The organism is Marinilactibacillus psychrotolerans, assembly GCF_900101525.1.
GTDB classification, from domain to species: domain Bacteria; phylum Bacillota; class Bacilli; order Lactobacillales; family Carnobacteriaceae_A; genus Marinilactibacillus; species Marinilactibacillus psychrotolerans.
Genome location: NZ_FMZD01000008.1, coordinates 82,413 through 107,431, shown reverse-complemented (window position 1 = coordinate 107,431; position 25,019 = coordinate 82,413). Strand labels below are relative to the sequence as shown.

Sequence of the window (25,019 nt, the reverse complement as noted above, 5' to 3'; positions counted from 1 at the left end):
CATGAATAAACCAAAGCGAATTAAAACACAGAAAAACTCTCGTTTCTGGAACAAATTCTTTTCTTATGCTTATCTGATCGGTCTATCGGCCGTCATTATTTATCCTCTTCTGATCACAGTTACTTCTGCATTCAGAACGGGCAATATTATGGCCTTCGATTTAAACTTCAGAGGACCTTGGTCTCTAGCGAACTTTTCTCGATTATTCAATAATACGCTTTATGGCACGTGGTATTGGAACACCTTGAAAGTTGCGGGGACGACGATGGTCATTCAAGTAGCGGCAATCACGCTAGCCGGATACGCTTATAGTCGGTACCGTTTTATTGGAAGAAAACAAAGTATCAAGTTCTTCTTGATCATTCAAATGGTTCCAACAACCGCTGCTTTGACAGCTTTCTACGTTATGGCACTTCTTGTTGGAGGACTGAATACGCACTGGTTCTTAACGGTTATTTATATCGGTGGAGGAATCCCCATGAATACCTGGCTCATGAAAGGGTATTTCGACACGGTACCACTTGAATTAGATGAATCAGCTAAATTAGATGGTGCAGGACATTTAAGATCATTCTGGCAAATCATTCTTCCATTAGTTAAGCCGATGATTGCTGTTCAAGCACTTTGGGCATTCATGGGCCCATTCGGAGAATATATGCTAGCAAGATTCTTGCTTAGAACACCGGAAGTGTATACGGTAGCGATTGGACTACAAACGTTTATCAGTAATCCAAGAGAACAGCGTGTGACCTTATTCGCCGCTGGAGCCATTTTGATTGCTTTACCGATCTGTATTTTGTTCTTCTACCTACAAAAACACTTTGTATCTGGATTAACAGCAGGCGGAACTAAAGGATAAGATATAAAAATAAATGAGTCTAAAAAGTAGGAATGAGTATGAGAACAGATAGTTTTCCATTAAATTATTTTGCAAATATTTTTACTCCTAAGCGTGCTTTCTTTAATCGTAAGGCCATTGGGTGGCCAACAATCGTGATTGTGTTGATTTTCTTAAACGCATTGATCACGATACCCGTTTCACTGAATTTTGCGCAGACCGACACAATTGGTGTTGAGACGTTTTATCCTGAAGCTTTTGGTTTGATCGACGATGAAGTTGCTGAAACACTTGCTGACATTCCTATAGAAAATGGTACGTTAGCGATCGGTCAATCGACCGTTCAGACAAAAGCAGGAGGTGTGGTAGTAATTGATCAAACGGGCGCGCCATTAGTAGATAGTGACGTTGCAATTGTTTTTGAGCCAACGCTCTTTACCATTAGAGAACAGGGTCAGCCTGAATTAACTGTCAACTACACGAAAGATTTCACACTAGAGGGTGCATCAGTAGAAGAAATAAAAACAGAAATGAACCGACAATGGAGAATCAATAATCGTGTTTACATCGTAGCGGCACTTACTTTTCTGATTTCTTGTATGACACTTGTTATGCTAGTCGTTTTAACGCTAGGATCTGCAGTGTTTCTCTACTTGACGAAAAAGAGCCATTTAACGTCGATTACGACATACAAAGAATCTGTAGCGATTATTCTTTACGGATTAGGCTTACCGACCATACTGGCCTTATTATATGGATTGATTCAGTTTGATATTATCTGGATGATGACGATTCAAACAACAGGTCTATTAATTATCTTGGTGTTAATTTACTTTAAAACACAATTTAACGATGAAAAAGATCAAACTAGAGTACAGGAGTGAAGAGAATAAATGGAGAGATTATTTGGGATTGATCCGTGGAAATTAACGTCGGATACAGTAGGTGATAATAAAAGACTACAAGAAAGTCTTACAGCCATCGGCAATGGGTATATGGGTTTAAGAGGAAATTTCGAAGAAGGGTATTCTGGCGATACACATATCGGAACGTATATTGCTGGCGTATGGTTCCCAGATAAAACAAAAGTTGGGTGGTGGAAGATTGGTTATCCTGACTATTTCGGAAAAGTGATTAATGCAACTAATTTTATTCCAGTTGATATCTACGTTGATGAACATAAAGTAGATTTGGCTATTGATACGGTTGAACAGTTTCACCTAGAGTTAGACATGAAAGAAGGTGTTCTGAGGCGCTCGTTTATATGGAAAAAAGAAGAAGTATCGATTCTATTCCGCTTCACACGCTTCGTTAGCGCTCATACAAAAGAACTAGCAGTAGTGAATATCGAAGCAGAAATGCTGACTGGCATTGCTGAACTAACACTGATTCCGCACTTAGATGGAAATGTTGAGAATGAAGACAGTAACTATGAAGAACAATTTTGGAATGAACTGGAAAAAGGACATGAACCATTTCCATTTTTAAAAACAAAAACCAAAGAGAATCCTTTCGGAACAGAGCGCTTTACAGTAACGACAATGATGAGTAATCAGACTGACACAGCAACAAAAGAGGTTGGAAAAGAACAAGCCATGTATGTAGGCGAACGCTTTTTCTATCCATTGGAAGCAGGTGATCAGCTAACCCTTACTAAATATATAGCAGTCATAACGAGTCGTGATGTAGTATCAGATCAGCAAGTAGAAAAAGCTGCAAACATCATTCAATCAGCTAGGGATAAAGGTCTACAAAGTGTCTTGAAGGATCACTTAGCTGAATGGGAGACGCGCTGGAATAATGCAGATGTTCAAATTAGTGGAGATGACGCCAGTCAACAAGGGATTCGCTTCAATATCTTACAATTATTCTCAACCTATTACGGAGAAGATCCTCGTTTGAACGTAGGTCCAAAAGGCTTTACCGGTGAAAAATATGGCGGTGCAACATACTGGGATACAGAAGCTTGTATTCTGCCAATGTACTTGTCGGTTACGAATGAAGGAACTTTTAGACAGTTACTCGTCTATCGCCATAATCAACTCGAACAAGCTTACGAAAATGCAGCCAAACAAGGGCTCAAAGGTGCGCTATATCCAATGGTAACCTTCACTGGGATCGAATGTCACAACGAATGGGAAATTACTTTTGAGGAAATTCACCGTAATGGTGCGATTGCCCATGGGATTTTTAACTATACAACTTACACAGGAAACGAAGACTATCTTCTGAACCAAGGAATTGATGTACTCGTGGGTATTGCTAGATTTTGGGCAGACCGCGTCCATTATTCTGCAAGAAAACAACAGTATATGATTCATGGGGTTACAGGCCCTAATGAGTACGAGAATAACGTCAGCAACAACTGGTACACCAATACAATGGCACAATGGTGTCTGCAATATACGTTGGAAACATTAGAAAAAGTAACGGATGATAAAATCCGAGAATTGAAGGTCAGCGAAGAAGAACAACAAAAATGGACAGACATCAGCGGCAATATGTATCTACCAAAAGATGAAGCGTTAGCTGTTTTTGTTCAACACGATTCATTCTTAGATAAAGATTTGCGACCGGTTAACAGCCTTGATCCCTCAGAACGTCCTATTAATCAGAACTGGTCATGGGACAAGATACTGAGATCACCATTCATCAAACAAGCAGATGTTCTACAAGGACTGTATTTCTTGAATCATCACTACAGTCAAGAAGAGAAAGAACGGAACTTTAACTTCTATGAACCGATGACTGTTCATGAGTCTTCTTTATCACCGCTTGTTCACTCGATACTGGCATCTGAACTCGGTAAAAAAGAGAAAGCATTTGAAATGTACGAAAGAACAGCAAGACTAGACCTTGATAATTATAATAATGATACGGAAGATGGTCTACACATTACATCGATGAGTGGTGGGTGGTTATCTATCGTCCAAGGATTTGCAGGGATGCGTACACAAACAGGGACATTATCATTTGCACCATATTGTCCAGACCAATGGGATAGTTACCGATTTAAATTGAATTATCGAGAAAGATTACTCAACGTGGCAGTAGAAAAAACTGCTGTAACCTTCCAGTTAGAAGTAGGAGAATCACTGATTTTTGAAGTGTTCGGTCAATCCGTTACATTGGAAGATACTTTAACGATCGCCATTGAAGAAAATTCAAATTAAATTTAAGCAGTATAAAAGATTGGAAGGATGATAACATGATTAGAGGAGTAGTTTTAGATCTTGACGGTGTCATTACAGACACAGCGGAATATCATTACTTGGCATGGAAATCATTAGCAGAAAAAATCGGTATCGATATTGACCGAACATTTAATGAGCAGTTAAAAGGAATCAGCCGTATTGAATCACTAGAGTTGATTTTAGAGCATGGAGGAAAAGATCAAAGTTACTCAGAGGAAGAAAAAGAGATGCTTGCTGGTAAAAAAAATGATGAATACAAAACATTTATTGAGAGAATCACGCCGGCAGACCTTTGCCCAGGCATGAAAAAATTATTGTTAGATGCAAAGGAAGCTGGCCTGGCATTGTCGGTTGCTTCAGCAAGTAAAAATGCGTCAACCATCCTTGAACAGCTGCAAGTGAAGGATCAATTCATCGGAGTTGTCGACCCAAATAGTTTGAAAAATGGGAAACCAAATCCTGAAATATTCTATAAAGGGGCTGAACTACTTGGTTTGTCACCTGCAGAATGCATTGGCATCGAAGATGCAGAAGCAGGGATCGATGCCATCAATGATGCAGGTATGTTTTCTGTTGGTGTAGGATCAAAAGAGTCAATGAAAGCTGCTAACTACTTTGTAGAAAACACGGAAGAGCTTGACTTGAAAAAGATGATCGAAAAAGCAGAAAATAAGTGAAGGAAGTGAAAATGTGAAGTGGTGGCAAAAAGCAGTCGTTTATCAAATTTACCCAAGAAGTTTCCAAGATTCAAATGGAGATGGTATTGGAGATATCAGAGGGATCATTGAGCGACTCGATTATCTGGAAAAACTTGGAATCAATGCGATATGGTTGAGTCCGGTCTATCAGTCTCCTAATGATGATAATGGCTATGACATCAGTGATTACGAGGCGATTCATCCAGAATTTGGAACAATGGAGGATATGAATGAATTGATTGCTGAAGCTCAAAAACGATCCATTCGGATCGTCATGGATTTGGTCGTCAATCACACAAGTGACGAACATCATTGGTTTCAAGAAGCGAAAAAAGGGAAAGATTCACCTTACCGCGATTACTATATCTGGAGAGATCCGGTGAAAGGTAAAGAGCCGAATGATTTGAAGTCAACTTTTAGTGGTTCCGCTTGGGCATACGATAAAACAAGTGATCAGTACTACTTGCATCTTTTCAGTGAAAAACAACCCGATTTAAACTGGGAAAATGAAAAGATGCGTCAAGATATCTATAATATGATGAATTTCTGGTTAGAAAAAGGTATCGGTGGATTTAGAATGGATGTCATCGATTTGATTGGTAAAAAGCCTGATGAAAAAATCACAGGAAATGGTCCAAGACTACATGAATTTTTGCAAGAAATGAATCGAAAAACATTTGGACATTATGACGTAATGACGGTAGGAGAAACATGGAGTGCAACGCCTGAGAATGCTGAACTTTACTCTGGTTCGGATCGAGGAGAACTATCTATGATATTTCAGTTCGAACATATCGCATTAGACCAAGAGCCGATTAGTAAGTGGGCGCTGAAAGACTTGGATTTAGTTGAACTGAAGCAAGTCCTTTCCAAATGGCAGATTGCACTGGGTGAAACGGCTTGGAATAGTTTGTTCTGGAACAATCATGATACTCCAAGAATCGTTTCAAGGTGGGGAAATGACCAAGCGTTTCGTGTAGAGAGTGCTAAATGTTTTGCTGTTCTTTTACACTTGATGAAGGGAACGCCTTATATTTATCAAGGTGAAGAAATCGGCATGACGAATCGACCAGTAGGAAACATTTCTGAGGTCAATGATATCGAGAGCATCAATATGTATAAAGAAGAAATGGAGAATGGTAAAACAGCTGAAGCTTTACTCAATGCGATCAATTATAAAGGGCGAGATAATGCAAGAACGCCAATGCAATGGAATGATCAAGAGAATGGCGGTTTTTCAACTGGAGAACCATGGCTATCTGTAAATCCGAATTTCACGGAAATCAATGTTGAACAAACATTAGCAGATGAGCAATCTGTCTTCTATCTGTATAAGGATTTAATCCAATATAGGAAGGAAAATGAGACGGTTGTCAGGGGTTCATATAACTTATTGCTTCCAGATCATCAAAGTGTATTTGTGTACGAGCGTGTATATAATGAAAATAGGCTACTAGTCATCGCAAATCTTTCTACGGAAGAGAATACGATCGAATTACCGGAAATATCAAAAGAATCAACGATTCGATTTAGTAACTATGATAGACAAGTAGTGGATGCCAAGCAGTGTACATTAGCGCCTTATGAATGCTTTGTAGTTGATGTAAAGTAATATAAGTATACTTTTTGTTTGATACGACAAACGGACTACCTTTTTTTAAGAGGTAGTCCGTTTTCAGTTGGATTCGTCTAATTCCATCAAATAATCTACGTATTCTCTTCTTAAAGAATCCATTAGTTGGAAGATTGGCAATAGGCTGTACATGTCTTCTCCCATGTAGTTGACAGGGGTACTCTGAAAATACAAGTTATAGGTTGCCATAGATGCTAAGACGTTGTTTGATAAATTTGTAATAGAAAGTATAGGGATATTTTTCATTTTCAAAAGTCGAGTTACTTGTTCTGTTTGTTTTATATCACCACTTAAAGAGACAATGATAACGAGATCATCTGGTTGAACGGCACGTTGTACGATGACTTTAAACTCGCTTAAGGATTCTAGTAATAGCGGGAATTTTTTTAAATCTATCATACCACGGTTGAAATTCTTTAATACTGTCCGCTGCCCCCAACCAGTTCCGTAACAATAAATATTTCTAGCAGAATGAAAATGTTCAATGATTGGACGTATCTGTTGCTGGTTAAATAGTTTGGCAGTTCCATTTAAATCGGTCTCTTGTAAACTTGAGAAAGAAGTTGCCGAAAGAGATCTGGTGTCGTCATTATTTTTTAGTGCGTATTTGAATTCACTAAATCCTGAAAATCCCAACTTTTTTGTCAGTCGAAGTACACTAGACTTAGAGGTCAATGTTTCTTTCGCCAACATAGTAATCGTCATTTGTTTAATGGATTTTTTATGTTGCATCATATACTGTACGATATGTAAATCATTCTCATTTAATTCTGAATAATGCTGATTGATTAATGCCTCGAGATTCATCAGATACCTCCCTTGGAATAATAGTATAAGTATAACATACTAAGCAATTTTGAAAGGTATAAAATACTAAGATTAGACAAAAGGTAATAGGTTAATAAAATTATGTAATTAGTAAATAGTTTTTAAGGCAAGTATAGGAAGATTACATTTATCATACTAGATATAGTTTTTATAACTGGAATTTTATTGCAAAATAAAAAAGCTAAACAATTTCAAATGGTTTGCTATATGACTACGTGTGATATTTAAATTAAAATATTCTTGAATTTATTCTGTTTGAAAATTAAAATCCAATAGTTTTATAATTGTAATATATAAAGATGTTGAGAATACTTAATTCAAATAAAATAAAAACCCGGTTCCTTAAGTAAATAAGGGACCGGGTTTTTGCGTGGATTTTTAAGCTTAGTTAAGTTAATTCTGGCCAATATTCTTTATTTACTTCAATTAAATCATCCAAAATCTGTTTCGCTACTCGAGCGTTTGGCATCGTTTTTGAAAGGAAAAGTGCCTGCCATAGTTTTTGGTAAGATCCTTCTGTCCAGGCTTCTACAACGAGTTTTTCTACAGCAACTTGCTGTTCCATCAGACCTTTCTGGAATCGAGGGATTTCACCTTGAGTCAAAGGCTCAGCTCCTTGAGAACCTACGATACAAGGGACTTCTACCATAGCATCCTCATCAAAATTGACGATAGCACCTTTGTTAGGAACAATCAGCAGCATACGTTCTTTTGAATTATAGGCAATCGCTCTTGCTAGATCCACAATGTACGTAGCGTGTTCATCAGCTTCAAGTTTTGCGTCTTCAGCTGTTTGAATATCAGCAATTCTATTACATTCATTAAAAGTATTTTTCTCTCTGTGTTCCATTACTTCATTAGCGCGAGTATGTTCGGGATTACTATGCTCAACTTCGTCTTGAGGGTAGAAGTAATATTTTAAATAAGTGTTTGGTAAAGTATCGGGATCTAACCATTGCACTTCTTTTGCTTTACCAAATGTATAGAACCAGCTAGGTTCGACTTCTTCTTCAGCGGCCCCGTTCAATTCACCAGGAGTAATATACCCATTTTTTGATACCCACTCTTTTAATTCAGGCATCAAGTCTTTTCCGTCTTTATCACGTATATCAGTCCACCATCCAAAATGATTTAAACCATAATATTTTACAGTCATATCTTTTCTGGATTCTAGACCAAGTACATCTTTCATACGATTTTCAATTCCGACAGGCATGTCACAGATATTGATGATTTTACTATTTGGACGTAACTTTCTGGTCGCTTCAGCTACAATAGCTGCCGGGTTAGAGTAATTCAGCATCCACGCTTCTGGAGAGTACTGTTCCATATAATCAATTAACTCTAAAACTCCTCCAATTGAACGCATTCCATAAGCAATTCCACCTGGTCCACAAGTTTCCTGACCGATTACACCATATCTTAAAGGAATTTTTTCGTCTTTTTCTCGCATAGCATATTTTCCTACTCGAATATGGGCCATCACAAAATCAATATCAGTAAATGCTTCTTCGGGATCTGTGGTGGCTACGAATTTAATATGAGGTGCTCGTTCTTTTAATATAACTTCTGTGGCATCGGCAATTTGCTGCTGTCTTTCTTTATCATTATCATAAAATTTTAATTGACGGATGGGGAATTTGTCTAAATTTTCCAAAAGCATTAACACGATTCCGGGAGTAAAAGTACTCCCTCCACCAGCTACTAATATTGACTGTTCTTTAAGTGACATATAAACTACTCCTTTTATTTTATAGATTTAATCTTTTTGTTTTGCGACTTCATTTTCAAAATATTCTCTAACTTGAGGAACATCTAGTCCGACAATAACCTGCAGTGCTTTTCCATTTTTTACTAAACCATGTGCGCCATATTGTTTGAAGAATCCATCTTCTGCAACGAGTGATTCATCCGCAACACTAACTCTTAAACGGGTTGCGCAATTATTGATATTCGTTATATTATTACCACCACCTAATCCTTCTAAAAAGTGAATTGCTTTTTGGGCATTTGGATCTAGATCAGCAGTAGGATCGTTATCGCTCGAACCTTGGTCATGAGATTCTTTGTTTTTCTCTTTAGCTCTCTTCTCACGGTAGTCAGCTTTTTTAAACATCTTTGCTTCTCCAGTATCTTCTCTACCGGGTGTTTTAATATTCCATTTTAAAATAGCAAATCTAAATATGAAGAAATAAATGACACTAAAGACTAAACCGACTCCAAAGAATAGAAGAACAGCATTTAGGTGATTTGATGCCATAGGTACGATAAAATAAGAAATATTAGAAAGTAAACCACCGCCTATAACCGCTGATACACCTAATGAATACAAGGTGAAGCTTAATAAGGCTGCTAATAGGGCGTGTACTGCAAAGAGTTGTGGTGCTAAGAAAAGAAAAGTGAACTCGAATGGTTCAGTAATCCCAGCCATAATCGCTGTTAATGCAGTAGGTAAAACTAAAGCAAAAGTTTTCTTTCGGTTTTCGGGTTTTGCAGTAACGATGAAAGCTGTACCGATCCCGATTGGTGCAAACACTTTGGAAACATTGTGAAATCCAAATCCTGCTTCTGGAATAATATCTCTCAGATTTCCCGAAGTAGAAGCGATCTCATTTAAGTGTTCCATCCAATACGGAACAAGACCTCCTTCAACAACAGCTGGACCATATTCAAAAGGTTGATAAATGAAGTGATGCAATCCTGTAGGAATTAAGATTCTTTCTAAAAACACGTATAAGCCAACGCCAATTGAACCACTGCCTGCCATAAATCCCTGTGCCTGACTAATCAGATCTTGGATTGGTGGCCAGATCCAAACAGTCAAGAATGCAAGAATTAATGTAGTAAAGAATCCAATGATGACGACCATAGAAGTTCCTTGGAAAACACCGAGCCATTCCGGCAGTTTCTTTTCAAAGTAGTGATTGTGGATCCATACAGTAAGACCGGCAATGGCTAATGCACCAATTAAGTTTGTATCCAGGGTTTTGACGCCGCCAATTTCTTTCAGTCCACTGATTCCTCCAACAGTTTGAGAATAGTCAACGCCGAAATTGGAACCCCAAATACCTAAAATCCCAGCAATAAAGTTATTCCAGGTCATATAAACAACAAATGAAGCTAATGCGGCACGAGCACTTGCCTTATTAGCAAGACCGATTGGTAGACCGATTACAAACAATATTTCCATATTGTTAAAGATTGTCCATCCGCCGGCTTCCACTATTGACCAAATGTTACTCCAGAATGTTCCTTCACTTGCAAGTGTTCCTAATATTAATTCGCTTTGCATCGCAATTGAAAAAGCTAATAAAATCCCGTTAAATGCAAATAGTAAAACGGGTGTGAACATTGCACCTCCAAATCGCTGGAGTTTTTCCATCATATTTATACACTCCTTTTTTTCTATTTATAATATTTTGGTTCCGTTTACATTTTTATCTTAATTTAGTTAAGGGAAAGAGTAAATAGCTTGAGAACAAGGAGGGATAGAGTTCGTGGATAGAAAGTTTTCCCGATAACTGAGAAAATTCCCATCAAGCATAAAATATACAATTAAATTGCATAAAAAACAGTTATATATAATAAATAAACTATTTTAACTTATTATATTGCATAATTATCTATCTAATGGTATGATACTTTTCAATGTTAGCAATAGATAGAAATGAAGGTATGCAGATTTTATCCAATGATAGTTAATAAAATTTAGGGGGAAAGAGAATGAAAAAATATATTAAAGGTTTTATCGCATTTTTTGTACTTATAGTCATGTTATTTATTCCGGAGCATATTGCTTATGCTGAAGATGGGGCCTTGGAACAAGTAAAGGAAAACGGAGAATTAGTTATTGGAACAAGTGCCGATTTTCCACCGTTTGAATTTTATGCGGGTGAAGGGGATGAACAGGAAATTGTTGGAATGGATATTTTGATAGCTGAAAAAATTGCAGATGATTTAGGTGTTGAACTTGTAATTCAAGATATGGGATTCGACAGCTTACTACCGGCATTAGAATCAAACAAGATTGACATGATTGTTGCGGGGATGACCCCAACTGAAGAACGTCGTAAAAGTGTTAATTTTTCAGATATTTATTTTCAGACTTTTCAGAATATAATGGTACGTTCGGGGGATAAAGATATTTACGACTCAATTGAATCTTTAGCGGGTCAAACTATCGGTGTCCAGTCAGGTACATTGCAAGAAGAACTAGCTCAACAAATCCCTAATGCAAAAATTACAAAACTTGAGAATATTAATGATTTGATTTTGTCTTTAGAGACTAATCGTATTGAAGCAATAGTTATGCAAGGACCTAATGCTGTAGCACATGCAGAAAACAATGACGAACTGTATACTTATGAAGGAGATTTTGAATTAGATGAGCAGGATCAGGGATCTGCTATTGCCATAAGATATGGAGAAGATTCGCTAGTTGAGGCAGTTAATGAAAGTTTAGCTGAAATCTCTGGAAACAATCTTACGGAAGATTACCTAGCAACAGCGGGAGAATACATGTCACAAGATAAAGAAGGTGGATTTGTTAGTAAATATTGGAGATATTTCTTAGATGGAACAGCTATGACAATTTTCATCTCGCTGATCGGCGTACTTGTAGGATTAGTACTTGGATTTATTCTTTCTCTTATGAGATTAGCTAAAAATGTGATTATTCGTTTCTTGGGTTCCTCCTATGTTGAATTTGTTCGTGGAACTCCTCTATTGATTCAAGTAATGTTCATTTACTTTGGAGTAGGTGTATTCTTTAATTTACCGGCGCTAACAGCTGGGATTATTGCTGTATCGTTAAATAGTGGAGCTTATATTTGTGAAATTATTCGAAGTGGGTTGAATTCAGTAGATTCTGGACAATCAGAAGCAGCACGAAGTTTGGGAATGAGTAGAAATCAGGCAATGCGCCATATTATCTTCCCACAAGCTTTAAAAAATATTTGGCCAGCACTAGGGAATGAATTTATTACGATTATAAAAGAATCTTCAATTGTATCTGTTATTGGAGTTGGAGAACTAATCTTCCAGACAAGAGTTGTTCGTTCTGCATCCTTCGAAGGTATTTTACCGTTAATTATTACAATGATGATTTATTTTGTTTTAACCTTTACGTTAACAAAAATTTTGAATTACTTTGAAGGGAGAATGAATCATGATTAATATACAACATTTGAAAAAAGCATTTGGAAAAAACGAAGTACTGAAAGATATTACTGAAGAAATCAAACAAGGAGAAGTCGTTGTTGTGATTGGACCATCTGGTTCCGGAAAATCTACATTCTTACGTTGTCTTAATTTACTTGAAGAACCGACAGATGGAGAGATAATCTTTGAAGGCACGTCACTAACAGGATTGAATGAACAAAAACTGAATCAGTTGCGTCAGAAAATGGGGATGGTATTTCAACAATTTAATCTGTTTCCACATATGACTGTTCAAAAAAATTTAACGATCTCTCCGGTACAAACAAAAGGAACTAATGAATCTGAAGCGAATAGCAAAGCTGCGAAATTATTACAACAAGTGGGGTTAGAGGACAAACTTGATGCTTATCCATCTAGCCTTTCTGGAGGGCAGAAACAGCGTGTGGCCATTGCACGTGCACTTGCAATGGATCCGGATGTTATGCTTTTTGATGAACCGACGTCAGCTTTGGACCCTGAGATGGTTGGAGAAGTATTGAATGTTATGAATGAATTAGCTAAGTCTGGTATGACGATGGTTGTTGTAACACATGAGATGGGATTTGCTAGGGAAGTAGCAGATCGAGTACTGTTTATGGATGACGGACATATTGTCGAACAAGGAACGCCTGAAGAAATTTTTCAACATCCTGAAAACCCAAGAACTCAAGACTTCTTAGCAAAGATTTTATAATCATAATCAGGAAAGAGAACTAGTGAACATACTAGTTCTCTTTTTTAAAAGGAATTATAGGTTGGAAATATAACTATAATCTCCAAAATACTTATAATTAGTTAAATAATACTTAAAAGTGAAATAGAGCAGTTTATATTTAGCGAAGCAATGTTTATAATAAAAATAAAAAGGAGATTATAAACATGAAAAAATATTTTGTTGTCTTAGTATGGATGCTGGGGATAGGGATCTATTCAATTAATTATTCATCAGCAGAAGCAGCAGAGAATTTTACATACGATCTTGAGAAAGGAGGAGCACAATCAGGGAGTATTGAAATGCCGGACGGAGAAAATATTATCTTAACAGTTGAAGAAATACCAGATAGATTACCCCAAAATAGTATAAAAAGTAGTTTTCGTACTTTTGAAAATATCCAAAATAAGTCATACTTGATAAAAGGCTCGCAAGCGCTCATTTGGAATGCTAGTTTTAAAATTAAGGTACATAATAAGTTAATTACCAAAGCAACTGAGCCTAAAGCTTCTTCTCCAACTGGTCGAGTTTATTATAGTAAATTAAAATTATTTAATACGAAGAAAAAAGCTTCACTATTTTTCAAAATTGATCAATGGATTGGTGGGGTTAGGGCTGTTCAATTAGTTTCAACCATTCAGGGGAGCCAGTTGGTTATTACACATAATTAAAAAAAGCCGATCTTTTTTGTAATGACCGAGCCAACCTATATATATTAGACCAAAGATCTAATGTATAGTGGTTGGCTCATTTTGAGGTCAGCTTATTTTTCGATTTTTTCGAGGATAATTTCTGGTGACGGCTCATTTTCAACAGGCATTTCGGATTCTATAGGAATAACTTCTACATTCGTAAACCAACCAAATTTTGAACCTAGATACCCATAAGCAGTAAGGGTAATCAATAGTAAGGTTGCAACAACAGCGACAGCATAAAAGAGATTTTTCCGTTTATAACGAAGAGCTAAAATAGCCATTGGAAAAGAAATAAGTAAGAAAGCAGGATCTAAAACAATTGGAAATAAGGCAATCAGAAATAAAGCAATAAAATGAAAATTGATTATTTTCAAGAACTCTTTACAATTTTTAAAGGGAGAATTTCTTTTATAAGTATTCGGATTTTTAGATACATCAGATCTATTAAAAGAATTATTAGATGGGATTGAATCCGACTGTGATGCTTCAAAAGTAGCTGTACATGGAAAAGCATCGTCCTGATTCAATAAATCATCTAGAGATATATTGAAAAAATTACTAATTTGTTTTAAAACTTCATGATCAGGCTTACCAGCACCTCTTTCCCATTTTGAAACAGCTTGACGAGTTACATAGAGTTCTTTGGCTAATCCTGTTTGAGAATATCCTTTATCTACTCGTAATTGCTTAATTCTATCAGAAAATTCCAATGTAAACCCTCCTTATCTAAGTATTATTTTACTACACGATTTTAATCAATTAAAGGTAGAACATGAACATTTAATGTATTTTATGCTTGTTACTTGCTGAAATAAAAAGTTTAGTGGAAATATTCTCCAAGTAAAGACTTGACTTCTTTCGTTTACAAATGTAAACTTAAGTCAAATAATTATATTCTATAGAATAGAAGGGGAGATAAGTACTATGGAAAAAGTAACTCTAACTGTTAAAGGGATGAACTGTGAACACTGTGTAAATAAAGTTGAAACAGCGTTACAAAATCAGAATGGTGTTGCAAAAGTGAAAGTAAACTTGAAAAAGGGCATTGCAAAAGTGAAGTATGATGAAACACTTCAAACGATTGATAGACTGGTTTCTGAAGTAAAAGCAGCTGGGTATGAAGCGGAAGCTGTTAAATGAGGGGTTGTTAGGAAATGACGACTAAAACATTGAATATAGAAGGTATGACATGTGCTTCTTGTGCACAGACAGTTGAAAAAGCGACCAGGAATTTAAAAGGCGTGCAAGAAGCTAATGTAAACCTGGCAACTGAAAAGTTGAATATCAGTTACGATGAAAGTCTGCTTTCGGTTGAGGAGATTCAATCCACTGTTGCTCAAGTCGGATATAAAGCATTGACAGGTAGAGAGCATAAATCATTCAATATAGAAGGAATGACTTGTGCATCATGTGCCCAGACAGTTGAAAAAGCTACTGGTACATTAAATGGAGTGATCAGTTCCAGTGTGAATCTGGCAACGGAAAAGATGACAGTCGATTATGATCCCGCAATCTTAACAGTATCTGATATTACTCAAGCAGTTGCTGATTCTGGGTATGCGGCACATGAAGACATCGATTCAATGAATACTGCAGAAGACTCAAAAATGAAAAAGGGAAAATATATCCATTCTATGTGGAAAAGATTTGTAGCATCTGCAATAGTTACTGTTCCCTTGCTGTATATATCTATGGGACATATGGCTGGATTACCTTTACCATCCGTTATTGATCCAATGATGAATCCCGAAATATTTGCACTACTGCAACTGATATTGACCTTGCCTGTTATGTTTTTCGGGCGCCAATTTTTTACTGTAGGGTTTAAAACTTTATTCAAAGGACATCCTAATATGGATTCTTTAGTTGCGTTAGGTACGGGTGCTGCGTTTATTTATAGCGTTGGGGCAACCATTGCGATCTGGTTCGGGTATGGAGACTTTTCTGAAGTATTATATTATGAATCAGCGGCTGTTATTTTGACTTTAATCACATTAGGTAAATATCTTGAAGTTCGTTCTAAAGGAAAAACATCTGAAGCAATTGAAAAGTTAATGGGCCTAGCACCTAAAACTGCTTTAGTCGTAAGAGATGGAAAAGAAATAAAGATTTCTATTGACGAAGTGGCAGTTGGAGATACTGTTATTGTTAAACCAGGAGAAAAAATCCCAGTAGATGGTAAGGTATTAGAAGGGATGACTTCCGTTGATGAAGCGATGCTGACAGGTGAAAGTATTCCTGTAGAAAAAAACCCGGGAGATAATGTTATCGGGGCGAGTATTAATAAAAATGGAACAATTCAATATAAGGCAACAAAAGTCGGTAAAGATACAGCTTTATCACAAATTATTAAGCTGGTTGAAGAAGCTCAGGGTTCAAAAGCACCAATTGCTAAAATGGCAGATATCATCTCTGGTTATTTTGTACCAATCGTTATAGTTATAGCGCTGATTTCTAGCTTAGCTTGGTACTTTGGAGGAGAAGATGGCCTATTTTCTTTGACAATTGCGATTTCAGTACTCGTTATCGCTTGTCCATGCGCCCTTGGTTTAGCTACTCCTACAGCTATTATGGTGGGTACTGGTAAAGGGGCAGAAAATGGTGTACTAATCAAAGGTGGAGTTGCCCTAGAAACAACTCATAAAATTCAAACGATTGTATTTGACAAGACAGGAACGATTACAGAAGGGAAACCTAAAGTTACAGATATTATCACTGAAAATGGAATTTCAGATACTGAATTACTGCAGCTGACAGCTTCAGCTGAAAAAGGTTCCGAGCATCCGCTCGGAGAAGCAATCGTTAAAGGAGCAGAAGAAAAAGACTTGAAATTAAGCAAGTCTGAAAACTTCAATGCTATTCCTGGTCAAGGGATTGAAGTAGAAATTGACGGGAAAAAATTACTAGCAGGCAACAAGAAATTAATGGATACTCGTAATATTTCCTTGAAAACTCTTGCTGAAATAGCAGATACATTAGCTAGAAATGGAAAAACGCCCATGTACGTTGCAATCAATGATCAGATAGCTGGAATTATAGCAGTTGCGGATACGGTCAAAGAAAATAGTGTGGCAGCAATCGAAAAACTCCATAAAATGGGTATCGAAGTAGCGATGATTACAGGTGATAATAAAGGCACAGCGGAAGCAATTGCTAGACAAGTAGGAATCGATAGAGTGCTTAGTGAAGTTCTTCCGGAAGATAAAGCTAATGAAGTGAAAAAGCTTCAGTCTGGAGGGAAAAAAGTAGCGATGGTTGGCGATGGGATTAACGACGCGCCAGCTCTTGCTCAAGCCGAAATTGGCATTGCTATTGGTTCAGGGACAGATGTTGCGATAGAGTCTGCGGACATTGTATTGATGCGAAGTGATTTAATGGATGTTTCAACAGCGGTAGAATTAAGTAAGGCAACGATCAGAAATATTAAGGAAAACTTGTTCTGGGCATTTGCTTACAATATAATAGGCATTCCTTTTGCTATGGGGATTTTCTACTTTTTCGGCGGTCCTTTACTCAACCCGATTATTGCCGGGGCTGCAATGAGTTTGAGTTCAGTATCAGTGTTACTGAATGCTTTACGTCTAAAACGTTTCAAGCCTTCAGTAATATAGTACGATAGAGTTTAATCGAATAAAGGTATTTACTTTTATTAATAAATACAGAAGAAACAGAAATTTATTATAGATAAAAGGCATGTGCTTAGCAAGAAAGCATCATATTAATAAAGCATTTTATAGTTAGTATATTAGTGAAATGAGCTTAGTTTAATTAGTTTTCTACCAACTTTATAGGGCAACTCTTGAAGAGGATATAATATCCTCTTCAAGAGTTTTTTTGCGTAACCTATAAAAATTAACTATTTGAATTTAAATAAATGAACTAGATTTATAAAATAATTAGAGAGATGTCATTAAGAGCACACCATTATTTTTTTGTGTTTTAGGATAATATAGTTACAAATTAATTAGTGGGAGTGAGAGTCAATATTGAAAATCTTCAAAGTTCGAAATGAAATTTAAAAAAATAGTGAATTGTGACAGAAAAAGATATCTATAAAATTAAAATTTTAAACCCTTTTGTTTAGAGGTTTTTAGAGGGGGCAACGAAGCGTTGCTCCCTCTTTTTTTAAAAAAAAGGCATAATATAATTAAGTAAAAGCATTACTTTTTCTAGAGAGTAAATAAATAATTAGTCAAACAGTATATAGAAATTTAAAGAAGGGATAATAGCATGAAATTAATTTTGGCAGGTTTTTTACTTTTATTTATTAAAGTGAATTTCACAATTTTTGATTATAGCTTAATTTACATATTCACAAATATATTTGGTTATCTTTTAATCCGAATAGGGATCGAGAAAACTGATGAATCAGATGAAATTTTTATGAAAGATTCTCTGTGGTTTTATGCTACGATGAACTTAATCCTTTTGCTTTGTATGTTATTCGGAGTGCGACTGGAATCTATTTCACTTAATTATATTGATTCTTATATATTAGCTTTTACAATTTTATTCGCGCATATTTATTTATTTGTTTATCCAATGTATCTTTTTATGCAATTTATTTTTTATCTGGATAGAAAGTCTTTATGTCTAAAGGTGAGTAGAATTCAAAATATTATGAAAGTGACGATCGTTTTGGCAGTTATGATTAGCTTTAGCTCATTTCTTATATCGAGTATTCAGTATTTATGGATTATGGTAATTGGTTTGCAGCTTTATATGTTAATCGTATTAAGTAAAAACTCTAAAATGGATAAGTTAATCAATATTACTAAAAAATAGTAAAAAAACTATTAATGGTGAAAAGAGTATCTTAACTAGGTACTTTTTTTATTTACCTAATAGTCTATTTAGAATAAGGAAAGTGTATGAGTTGATTATTCATCATAATAGACGTAAAATGATTACAAACGTAATCGTTTATAAAATTATTTGTGAGGAGACTAAATAATGGAAAATCATCATCAACATGAGCAGACGAAGGATGAAAATCAAACAGAAGAAATGAATCATCATGGAGCTCATGGTGGACATGCTGGACACCATGATCACCATGCACACATGGTGGAAGATTTTAAAAAAAGATTTTGGATTTCATTGATAGTGGCAATTCCAATAGCCATTCTAGCTCCAATGCTACAGAATCTTTTTGGGTTTGAGGTTTCCTTTCCTGGTTCAGATGTGGTGTTATTTGTTTTAGCTACATTTATTTTCTTTTATGGAGGAAAACCATTTTTAACTGGAATTAAAAGCGAAGTCATTGATGCAAGAACTCCTGGAATGATGACATTAATATCTTTAGCAATTATCACCTCTTATGTATATAGTACGTTGACAACCTTTTTTATTGAAGGTAGCGATTTCTATTTTGAGTTAGCTACGCTGATCGTAGTTATGCTTTTAGGTCATTGGATAGAAATGCGATCTCAGATGGGTGCTTCAAAAGCACTGGAGAGTTTAATCGATTTGATGCCTAATGAGGCAAATAAACTGGATGAATCTGGAAATACAGAGGTTGTTTCAGTTGAAGAACTTCATCCGGGAGACCATATTCTTGTCAAAACTGGAGAAAAAATTCCTTTAGACGGCATTATTCTAGAAGGGAGCTCTTCCATTGATGAATCAATGCTGACTGGGGAATCCGTACCTGTTGAAAAAACGAAAGACCAAGAAGTGATAGGTGGTTCAATAAACGGTGAGGGTACATTGAAAGTTAAAGTAGATAAAGTTGGAGAAGATACTTATCTATCTCAAGTTGTAGAACTTGTCAGAAATGCTCAAATGTCAAAATCAAAAGCTCAAGGATTTGCAGATCTTGCAGCAAAATGGTTGTTTTACGTCGCCGTGGTAGCGGGATTAATTACATTTACGTATTGGATTATTGCTTCTGATTTTGAGTTTGCGCTTGAAAGACTTGTTACTGTTTTAGTCATAGCTTGTCCTCATGCACTTGGACTGGCAATGCCGCTTGTCAGTTCCGTGTCTACTTCTATAGCTGCTAGAGAAGGGCTGTTGATTCGTCATCGGACTCAGTTTGAAGATGCCCGAAAAGTGGATAAAGTCGTCTTTGACAAAACGGGGACTTTAACTGAGGGGAACTTTGGAGTAGAAGCACTCGTTCCAGAAGAAGGCACATCTGAAGAAGAACTTTTACAAGTTGCTTTTTCTATTGAAAAACAATCAGATCATCCTATAGGAAAAGGAATCGTTAGAGAAGCTGAAGAGCGCAATATTGAATCTTTAAAAGTCAGGGACGTTGAAACACTAACGGGAAAAGGATTGAAAGGAATTATCGATTCTAAAGAGATTAAGATTATCAGTCCCGGAGCAATGAAAGAAACAGAGATTAATTTTGATGAAGCTCAATTTCAAGCTCTTTCAGGAAAAGGAAATACAGTTGTTTTTGTCTTGAGAGATCACTCTTTAATGGGAATGATTGCTGTTGGCGATCAGATTCGCCAGTCTTCTTATGAAATTATTCGTGAATTAAAAGAAATGGGAATAGATACAGTCATGATAACAGGAGACAACCAGAAAGCGGCAGATGCGGTCGGAAAAGAATTAGGATTAACTGAAGTTATAGCTGAAGTCCTTCCGGATGGAAAATCAAAAGAGATCGAAAGATTAAAGGAACAAGGCAGTAAAAAAGTTGCGATGGTTGGAGATGGAATCAATGATGCCCCAGCTCTAGCTGCAGCAGATATCGGTATCGCAATAGGTGCTGGTACAGATGTTGCAATTGAAACAGCTGATATTGTATTAGTTGATAGCGATCCACGAGATCTATTAAGTATCTTGAACTTATCTAAAGCGACCCAGCGGAAAAATATCCAAAATCTGATCTGGGCTGCCGGATATAACATTATTGCAATTCCGTTAGCAGCAGGTGTACTCATTAACTTTGGTATCGTCGTAACGCCAGCAATCGGAGCAGCGATCATGTCATTAAGTACAATTGTTGTGGCGATTAATGCTAGATTGCTGAAAATAACACATAATGAATAATATTATAAAGAAGTAATTTTAAAAGATATTTCAATAAGTTAGTGAAACGCAAGATGATAAGACGAGTTTTATGAAACGTATATTAATTGAGACGGCTAATCATGATTTCTTTTCCCAAGTAGGGGCAGGCTATCTAATGGGGAATGCTGAAAACATGTCAGATGAAGACTATGAATTCTAAAAAAATTCAAAAATTGATTTTCCTCAATTTTTAAATTCTTGATCTTGTTTATACTATGAATATCAAGAAAGAGGAGGAAAAGAAAATGAAAAAAGCTGTATATCAATTAGAACCTTTAACATGTCCATCTTGTATTAAAAAAATCGAAACAACGTTAACAAAAACGGCAGGGATTGACTCTGTAAAGGTTTTATTCAATTCCAGTAAGGTTAAAACAGAATTTGATGAATCAATGGTCGAAAGTAATAATATTCAAGAAACACTTCAAAAACTAGGTTACCCAGTACTTTCTGTAAAAACATCATAATCATTAACCATAAATCGAAAAAGGATATCCACATGTCAAAATGGGTATCCTTTTTTTGTACAATATGATACTGAATAATGATTGTATTTCTGACAATAAAGTGATTGAAGACTATAGAAATTTTTATATAGAGAAATTATTAAAAATATAAGATATTCTTGAAATCTTGACCATGATCAATTTATAAACTTCCAAGAGAGCATACAATTTAAATATAGCAAAGAACAAGTACCACTTTTTGGAAAGTAATGTATGAAAATAGGAGGAAGATAAATGATTGGACATATCAATCACCATAAAAATCAGATTACCGCTTTGGCAGGTCTTTTAATCGTTATAGGATTTGTATTAGGGACCTTAGGAAATGAAAATCTACAGAATATTGCTTTAATTATCGCCACGATCATTTCCAGTGTCCCTATTTTTATTAAGGCTATTCAAGCTATACGAATGAAGGCTTTCAGTATTGATTTATTGGTCAGTATTGCTATACTTGGAGCGCTGTATATAGGAGAGTACACAGAATCTTCTGTTGTAACATTTTTATTCTTGTTCGGAGATTATTTAGAAATGAGAACTTTAGAAAAAACCCGATCTTCATTAAGAGAACTAGTAGATATGGCTCCTCAAGAAGCAGTTGTTTTGCGCGAGGGTGGAAATTCAGAAAAAGTGGCAATTGAAAAAGTTGAAGTAGGGGATCGAATCATTATTCGCCCAGGTGGGAAAATACCGGTAGATGGTTCAATTATTTCTGGTAAAGCTTCTATTAACGAGGCGACTATTACAGGAGAATCTATTCCTGCTTCAAAAACAGTTGATGATAAAGTTTTTAGTGGAACAATTTTAGATACTGGATATATTGAAATCGTTGCTGAGAGGGTAGGGGATGACACTACATTTGCAAAAGTCATTGAGCTAGTTGAAGAAGCTCAGGAGTCAAAATCAAAAGCTGAAAAATTCCTCGATAAGTTTGCGGGTATCTATACTCCTGCTGTGGTAGTGTTGGCTATTGTTGTTTACTTGTTTACTCAAGACCTTCATTTAGCCATTACATTTCTAGTTATTGCATGTCCAGGAGCATTAGTTATTGGAGCTCCAGTCTCTAATGTCGCGGGGATTGGAAATGGTGCAAGGAACGGAGTGTTGATTAAAGGCGGAGAGATAATGGATAAATTCTCGAAAGTAGATACATTGGTTTTTGATAAAACGGGAACATTGACTAAAGGAAAACCTGAAGTAACAGATATTCACACTTTCAATCGTTTGGATGAAGAATTCCTGTTGGGATTAGTCGCCAAAGCAGAAATGATTTCTGAGCATCATTTAGGACAGACAATTGTAAAAGCAGCTCAAAATCGAGGAATAGATCTTGCTTCTATGGAACAATCTGATGGAGAAGTAATCAAAGGAAACGGAATTAAAGCTCAAGTAAATGGTCATAGTATTATTGCGGGAAATCGAAAACTGTTACAATCAGAAAAAATTTCCTTAGTAAAAGCTGTTGAACAGTATGCAGTAGGTCGTGAGAAGCAAGGGAACACAGCTATTTTTATAGTCATTGATGGGAAAATTGCCGGAATGATCTCTATAGCTGATCAGATTCGTGAAGATGCTTATAAAGCTCTCGCACAAATGAGAGAAAATGGAATTAAAAAAATTGTGATGTTAACCGGAGATAACAAACATACAGCTAAAGCTGTAGCAACTGCCCTGGAATTAGACGAGTTTCATGCTGAATTATTACCAGAACAAAAAGTAAACTATGTAAAAGAACTAAAAAATTCTGGACATACTGTAGCTATGGCAGGGGACGGGGTTAATGATGCACCTGCGATTGCAACAGCTGATATTGGCTTAGCCATGGGTGAAGGCGGAACAGACATCTCAATGGAAACAGCGGATGTTGTCTTGATGGCAGATAAATTAATGCAGTTTTCTCATGCTTATTTACTGTCTAAGGTAACCATTAGAAATATGAAACAAAATATCTTTATTGCAGTTGGTGTTGTAGCGATCTTGCTAATAGGTGTTCTGATGGGAAGTGTCCATTTAGCATCTGGGATGTTTATTCATGAAGCAAGTGTACTGGTAGTTATTTTGAATGCTATGCGCTTGATCCGATTTAATCATAAGAATATGCATTCTAGCAAAAGGTTAGAAAGTGTACCTGCAAAAGCTTGATTAAAATAAAAATTTATTTGAAAGGGGGGATGAAAGGAAAAACGTATTACAGTTTATATTTAAAACTAATAGGAGGAATTAAAATGACTGAAAAATATACACCTGAAGAGTTACTCGAAAAAGAAATTGCACAAAATGAGAGAGAACATGATCATCATAATCCTACTGCAGCAGCTATGACTAACCATATTATTGCTAATCAAGGTATCTTGAATGTGAAATTACATCAATACCACTGGTACGTTAAAGGTCCAAATTTCTTTTCGTTACATGAAAAATTTGAAGAATTATATAATGAAAACAGTAAATATTATGATGAGATTGCAGAACGCTTAATTGCTTCAGGAGCTAAACCTGCCTCTACTACTGAGGAATACATGAAGTATAGTTTAGTTTCGGAATCTGCTCAAGATAAATACATGTCAGCCGAAAAAATGGTTGGAAATTTAGTAGATGACTTCCGAATCACCAGAGATCTAGCTATAAGGACAATTCGTTTAGCGCAGAATGAAAAAGATGATGTACTCGAAGATATGATGATTAATTATAAAAATTATCTAGATAAAACAATTTGGATGTTACAAGCTTTTCTTAATAAGTCAGCTCTAAAAGGAGAGGAAGAGGAGTAAGAATAGTATTTCGAAAGGCACCTGTCATATTCTTTTGATTATATGGCAGGTTCTTTCAAATAATAAACAAGAAAAAGAAGTTTTTCTTAATACAAAAGATAAAATACTGATATACTTTAAGAGAGAAATCATTAGTGGATTAGGAAATATAGTTTAATGGAGGGAATAAAATGAGCTATAATGCAGAACATGATCATGCTAGTGACCCACACAAAGCATGTGTCTCATTAGTGCCGATTTTTAATCACTTAGAAGATACACAGCTAGCAGAAATTATGGTAACGACTCAATCTGTATCTTATAAGAAAAACGAACTAATTTACCATGCAGGAGATGAGTCTGATTCTCTTTATATTATCAATAAAGGGAGAGTACGAATCTATAGATTAGCCGAATCTGGAAAAGAACAATTAGTCCGTTTTTTAAACCCAGGAGATTTTACTGGTGAAATGGCACTATTTTCAGAGTCTACACATGAATCATATGCTGAAGCGGTTATGGATACAACAATTTGCATGATTAAACGAGCAGATATACAAGAATTCTTATTGAAATATCCTTCTATTTCTCTGAAAGTTCTTGCAGAGTTTTCTAATCGACTGGAGGCATCTGAAAAACAAGCTACCCGCTTTTCAACTGAAAAAGTAGAAACACGTATTGCTTTATTTTTGGTAGAAAGTCTTAGTGAGGAAAAAACAGGAGAGAATGAACTGATTTTACCAATGAGTAAAAAAGACTTGGCTTCCTATTTAGGAACGACACCAGAAACAATCAGTCGCAAGTTTAATGAATTAGAAGATAAAGGCTATATTAAGCAAATAACACACAAAATAATTCGAATCCAGGATGTTGATGGGTTACTACTAGTCTAAAAATGAATATGCTTTAAATTTAGCGATAAAATAATAACTGCAGA

General features: G+C 35.9%; 20 protein-coding genes and 1 pseudogene. 17 read left to right on the top strand and 4 right to left on the bottom strand.

Going from position 1 to position 25,019, the window contains the following annotated elements:
• The first annotated feature begins 1 nt into the window (after position 1).
• Genes BLT22_RS06190 through BLT22_RS06170 form a run of 5 tightly spaced genes read left to right on the top strand, consistent with a single transcriptional unit; the run spans position 2 to position 6,342 of the window.
• Positions 2 to 859 (top strand): sugar ABC transporter permease, encoded by an 858-nt coding sequence (locus BLT22_RS06190; protein WP_091761677.1) that lies wholly within the window; start codon positions 2 to 4, stop codon positions 857 to 859.
• 38 nt (positions 860 to 897) lie between these two features.
• Positions 898 to 1,722, top strand: a complete 825-nt coding sequence (locus BLT22_RS06185) for a DUF1189 family protein (protein ID WP_176935357.1) — start codon at positions 898 to 900, stop codon at positions 1,720 to 1,722.
• A 9-nt stretch (positions 1,723 to 1,731) separates the two neighbouring features.
• Entirely contained in the window at positions 1,732 to 4,011 is a 2,280-nt protein-coding gene (locus tag BLT22_RS06180) for a glycoside hydrolase family 65 protein (RefSeq protein ID WP_091761673.1), read from the top strand.
• Between the two features lie 35 nt (positions 4,012 to 4,046).
• On the top strand, positions 4,047 to 4,709 hold the full coding sequence (gene pgmB, locus BLT22_RS06175) for a beta-phosphoglucomutase (RefSeq protein ID WP_091761671.1): 663 nt from the start codon (positions 4,047 to 4,049) through the stop codon (positions 4,707 to 4,709).
• 13 nt (positions 4,710 to 4,722) lie between these two features.
• Positions 4,723 to 6,342 (top strand): glycoside hydrolase family 13 protein, encoded by a 1,620-nt coding sequence (locus tag BLT22_RS06170; RefSeq protein WP_091761669.1) that lies wholly within the window; start codon positions 4,723 to 4,725, stop codon positions 6,340 to 6,342.
• A 63-nt stretch (positions 6,343 to 6,405) separates the two neighbouring features.
• On the opposite strand, the gene BLT22_RS06165 is transcribed toward BLT22_RS06170, so the two are convergent.
• The 3 genes from BLT22_RS06165 to BLT22_RS06155 all read right to left on the bottom strand — a co-directional run bounded on the left by BLT22_RS06165 (position 6,406) and on the right by BLT22_RS06155 (position 10,576).
• Positions 6,406 to 7,170, bottom strand: a complete 765-nt coding sequence (locus BLT22_RS06165; RefSeq protein ID WP_091761667.1) for a MurR/RpiR family transcriptional regulator — start codon at positions 7,168 to 7,170, stop codon at positions 6,406 to 6,408.
• Between the two features lie 409 nt (positions 7,171 to 7,579).
• Positions 7,580 to 8,923, bottom strand: coding sequence for a 6-phospho-alpha-glucosidase (locus BLT22_RS06160; protein ID WP_091761665.1), 1,344 nt, complete (start codon positions 8,921 to 8,923; stop codon positions 7,580 to 7,582).
• Between the two features lie 27 nt (positions 8,924 to 8,950).
• Positions 8,951 to 10,576 (bottom strand): alpha-glucoside-specific PTS transporter subunit IIBC, encoded by a 1,626-nt coding sequence (locus BLT22_RS06155; RefSeq protein ID WP_091761663.1) that lies wholly within the window; start codon positions 10,574 to 10,576, stop codon positions 8,951 to 8,953.
• Positions 10,577 to 10,914: 338 nt separating this feature from the next.
• On the opposite strand from BLT22_RS06155, the gene BLT22_RS06150 reads away from it, so the two are divergent.
• From BLT22_RS06150 to BLT22_RS06140, 3 genes are all read left to right on the top strand, one after another.
• The gene (locus tag BLT22_RS06150) at positions 10,915 to 12,366 is read left to right on the top strand and encodes an ABC transporter substrate-binding protein/permease (protein ID WP_091761660.1); all 1,452 of its coding nucleotides are present in this window, start codon (positions 10,915 to 10,917) and stop codon (positions 12,364 to 12,366) included.
• Entirely contained in the window at positions 12,359 to 13,084 is a 726-nt protein-coding gene (locus BLT22_RS06145) for an amino acid ABC transporter ATP-binding protein (RefSeq protein ID WP_087060042.1), read from the top strand. Before BLT22_RS06150 ends, BLT22_RS06145 begins: the two co-directional genes overlap by 8 nt.
• 185 nt (positions 13,085 to 13,269) lie before the next feature.
• Positions 13,270 to 13,773 (top strand): DUF5626 family protein, encoded by a 504-nt coding sequence (locus BLT22_RS06140; protein ID WP_091761658.1) that lies wholly within the window; start codon positions 13,270 to 13,272, stop codon positions 13,771 to 13,773.
• Positions 13,774 to 13,865: 92 nt separating this feature from the next.
• Here the strand turns inward: BLT22_RS06140 and BLT22_RS06135 are convergent, their stop codons facing one another.
• Complete coding sequence (locus BLT22_RS06135) at positions 13,866 to 14,507, bottom strand: helix-turn-helix domain-containing protein (RefSeq protein ID WP_091761656.1); 642 nt, start codon at positions 14,505 to 14,507, stop codon at positions 13,866 to 13,868.
• 214 nt (positions 14,508 to 14,721) lie between these two features.
• Here BLT22_RS06135 and BLT22_RS06130 point away from each other — a divergent pair, with 214 nt between their 5' ends.
• The 9 genes and pseudogenes from BLT22_RS06130 (at position 14,722) to BLT22_RS06095 (ending at position 24,975) form a co-directional block, all read left to right on the top strand.
• Positions 14,722 to 14,937, top strand: coding sequence for a copper ion binding protein (locus BLT22_RS06130; RefSeq protein ID WP_091761654.1), 216 nt, complete (start codon positions 14,722 to 14,724; stop codon positions 14,935 to 14,937).
• Positions 14,938 to 14,951: 14 nt separating this feature from the next.
• Positions 14,952 to 17,408 carry a heavy metal translocating P-type ATPase gene (locus BLT22_RS06125; protein WP_091761652.1) on the top strand — a complete coding sequence of 819 codons (2,457 nt, stop codon included), beginning with the start codon at positions 14,952 to 14,954 and terminating at the stop codon, positions 17,406 to 17,408.
• 619 nt (positions 17,409 to 18,027) lie between these two features.
• The gene (locus BLT22_RS06120) at positions 18,028 to 18,582 is read left to right on the top strand and encodes a hypothetical protein (RefSeq protein WP_091761650.1); all 555 of its coding nucleotides are present in this window, start codon (positions 18,028 to 18,030) and stop codon (positions 18,580 to 18,582) included.
• A gap of 168 nt (positions 18,583 to 18,750) precedes the next feature.
• The gene (locus BLT22_RS06115) at positions 18,751 to 20,805 is read left to right on the top strand and encodes a heavy metal translocating P-type ATPase (protein WP_091761648.1); all 2,055 of its coding nucleotides are present in this window, start codon (positions 18,751 to 18,753) and stop codon (positions 20,803 to 20,805) included.
• A 70-nt stretch (positions 20,806 to 20,875) separates the two neighbouring features.
• A pseudogene (locus BLT22_RS12200) lies at positions 20,876 to 20,986 on the top strand (class 1b ribonucleoside-diphosphate reductase subunit beta); the annotation flags it as partial.
• An 85-nt stretch (positions 20,987 to 21,071) separates the two neighbouring features.
• A complete protein-coding gene (locus BLT22_RS06110; protein ID WP_091761646.1) occupies positions 21,072 to 21,293 on the top strand; it encodes a heavy-metal-associated domain-containing protein in 222 nt (73 codons plus the stop codon).
• 273 nt (positions 21,294 to 21,566) lie between these two features.
• Positions 21,567 to 23,474: a heavy metal translocating P-type ATPase gene (locus BLT22_RS06105; protein WP_091761644.1), complete on the top strand. Its 1,908-nt coding sequence runs from the start codon at positions 21,567 to 21,569 to the stop codon at positions 23,472 to 23,474.
• Positions 23,475 to 23,557: 83 nt separating this feature from the next.
• Positions 23,558 to 24,103 carry a Dps family protein gene (locus BLT22_RS06100; RefSeq protein WP_091761642.1) on the top strand — a complete coding sequence of 182 codons (546 nt, stop codon included), beginning with the start codon at positions 23,558 to 23,560 and terminating at the stop codon, positions 24,101 to 24,103.
• Between the two features lie 170 nt (positions 24,104 to 24,273).
• The gene (locus tag BLT22_RS06095; protein ID WP_091761639.1) at positions 24,274 to 24,975 is read left to right on the top strand and encodes a Crp/Fnr family transcriptional regulator; all 702 of its coding nucleotides are present in this window, start codon (positions 24,274 to 24,276) and stop codon (positions 24,973 to 24,975) included.
• Positions 24,976 to 25,019 lie beyond the last annotated feature (44 nt).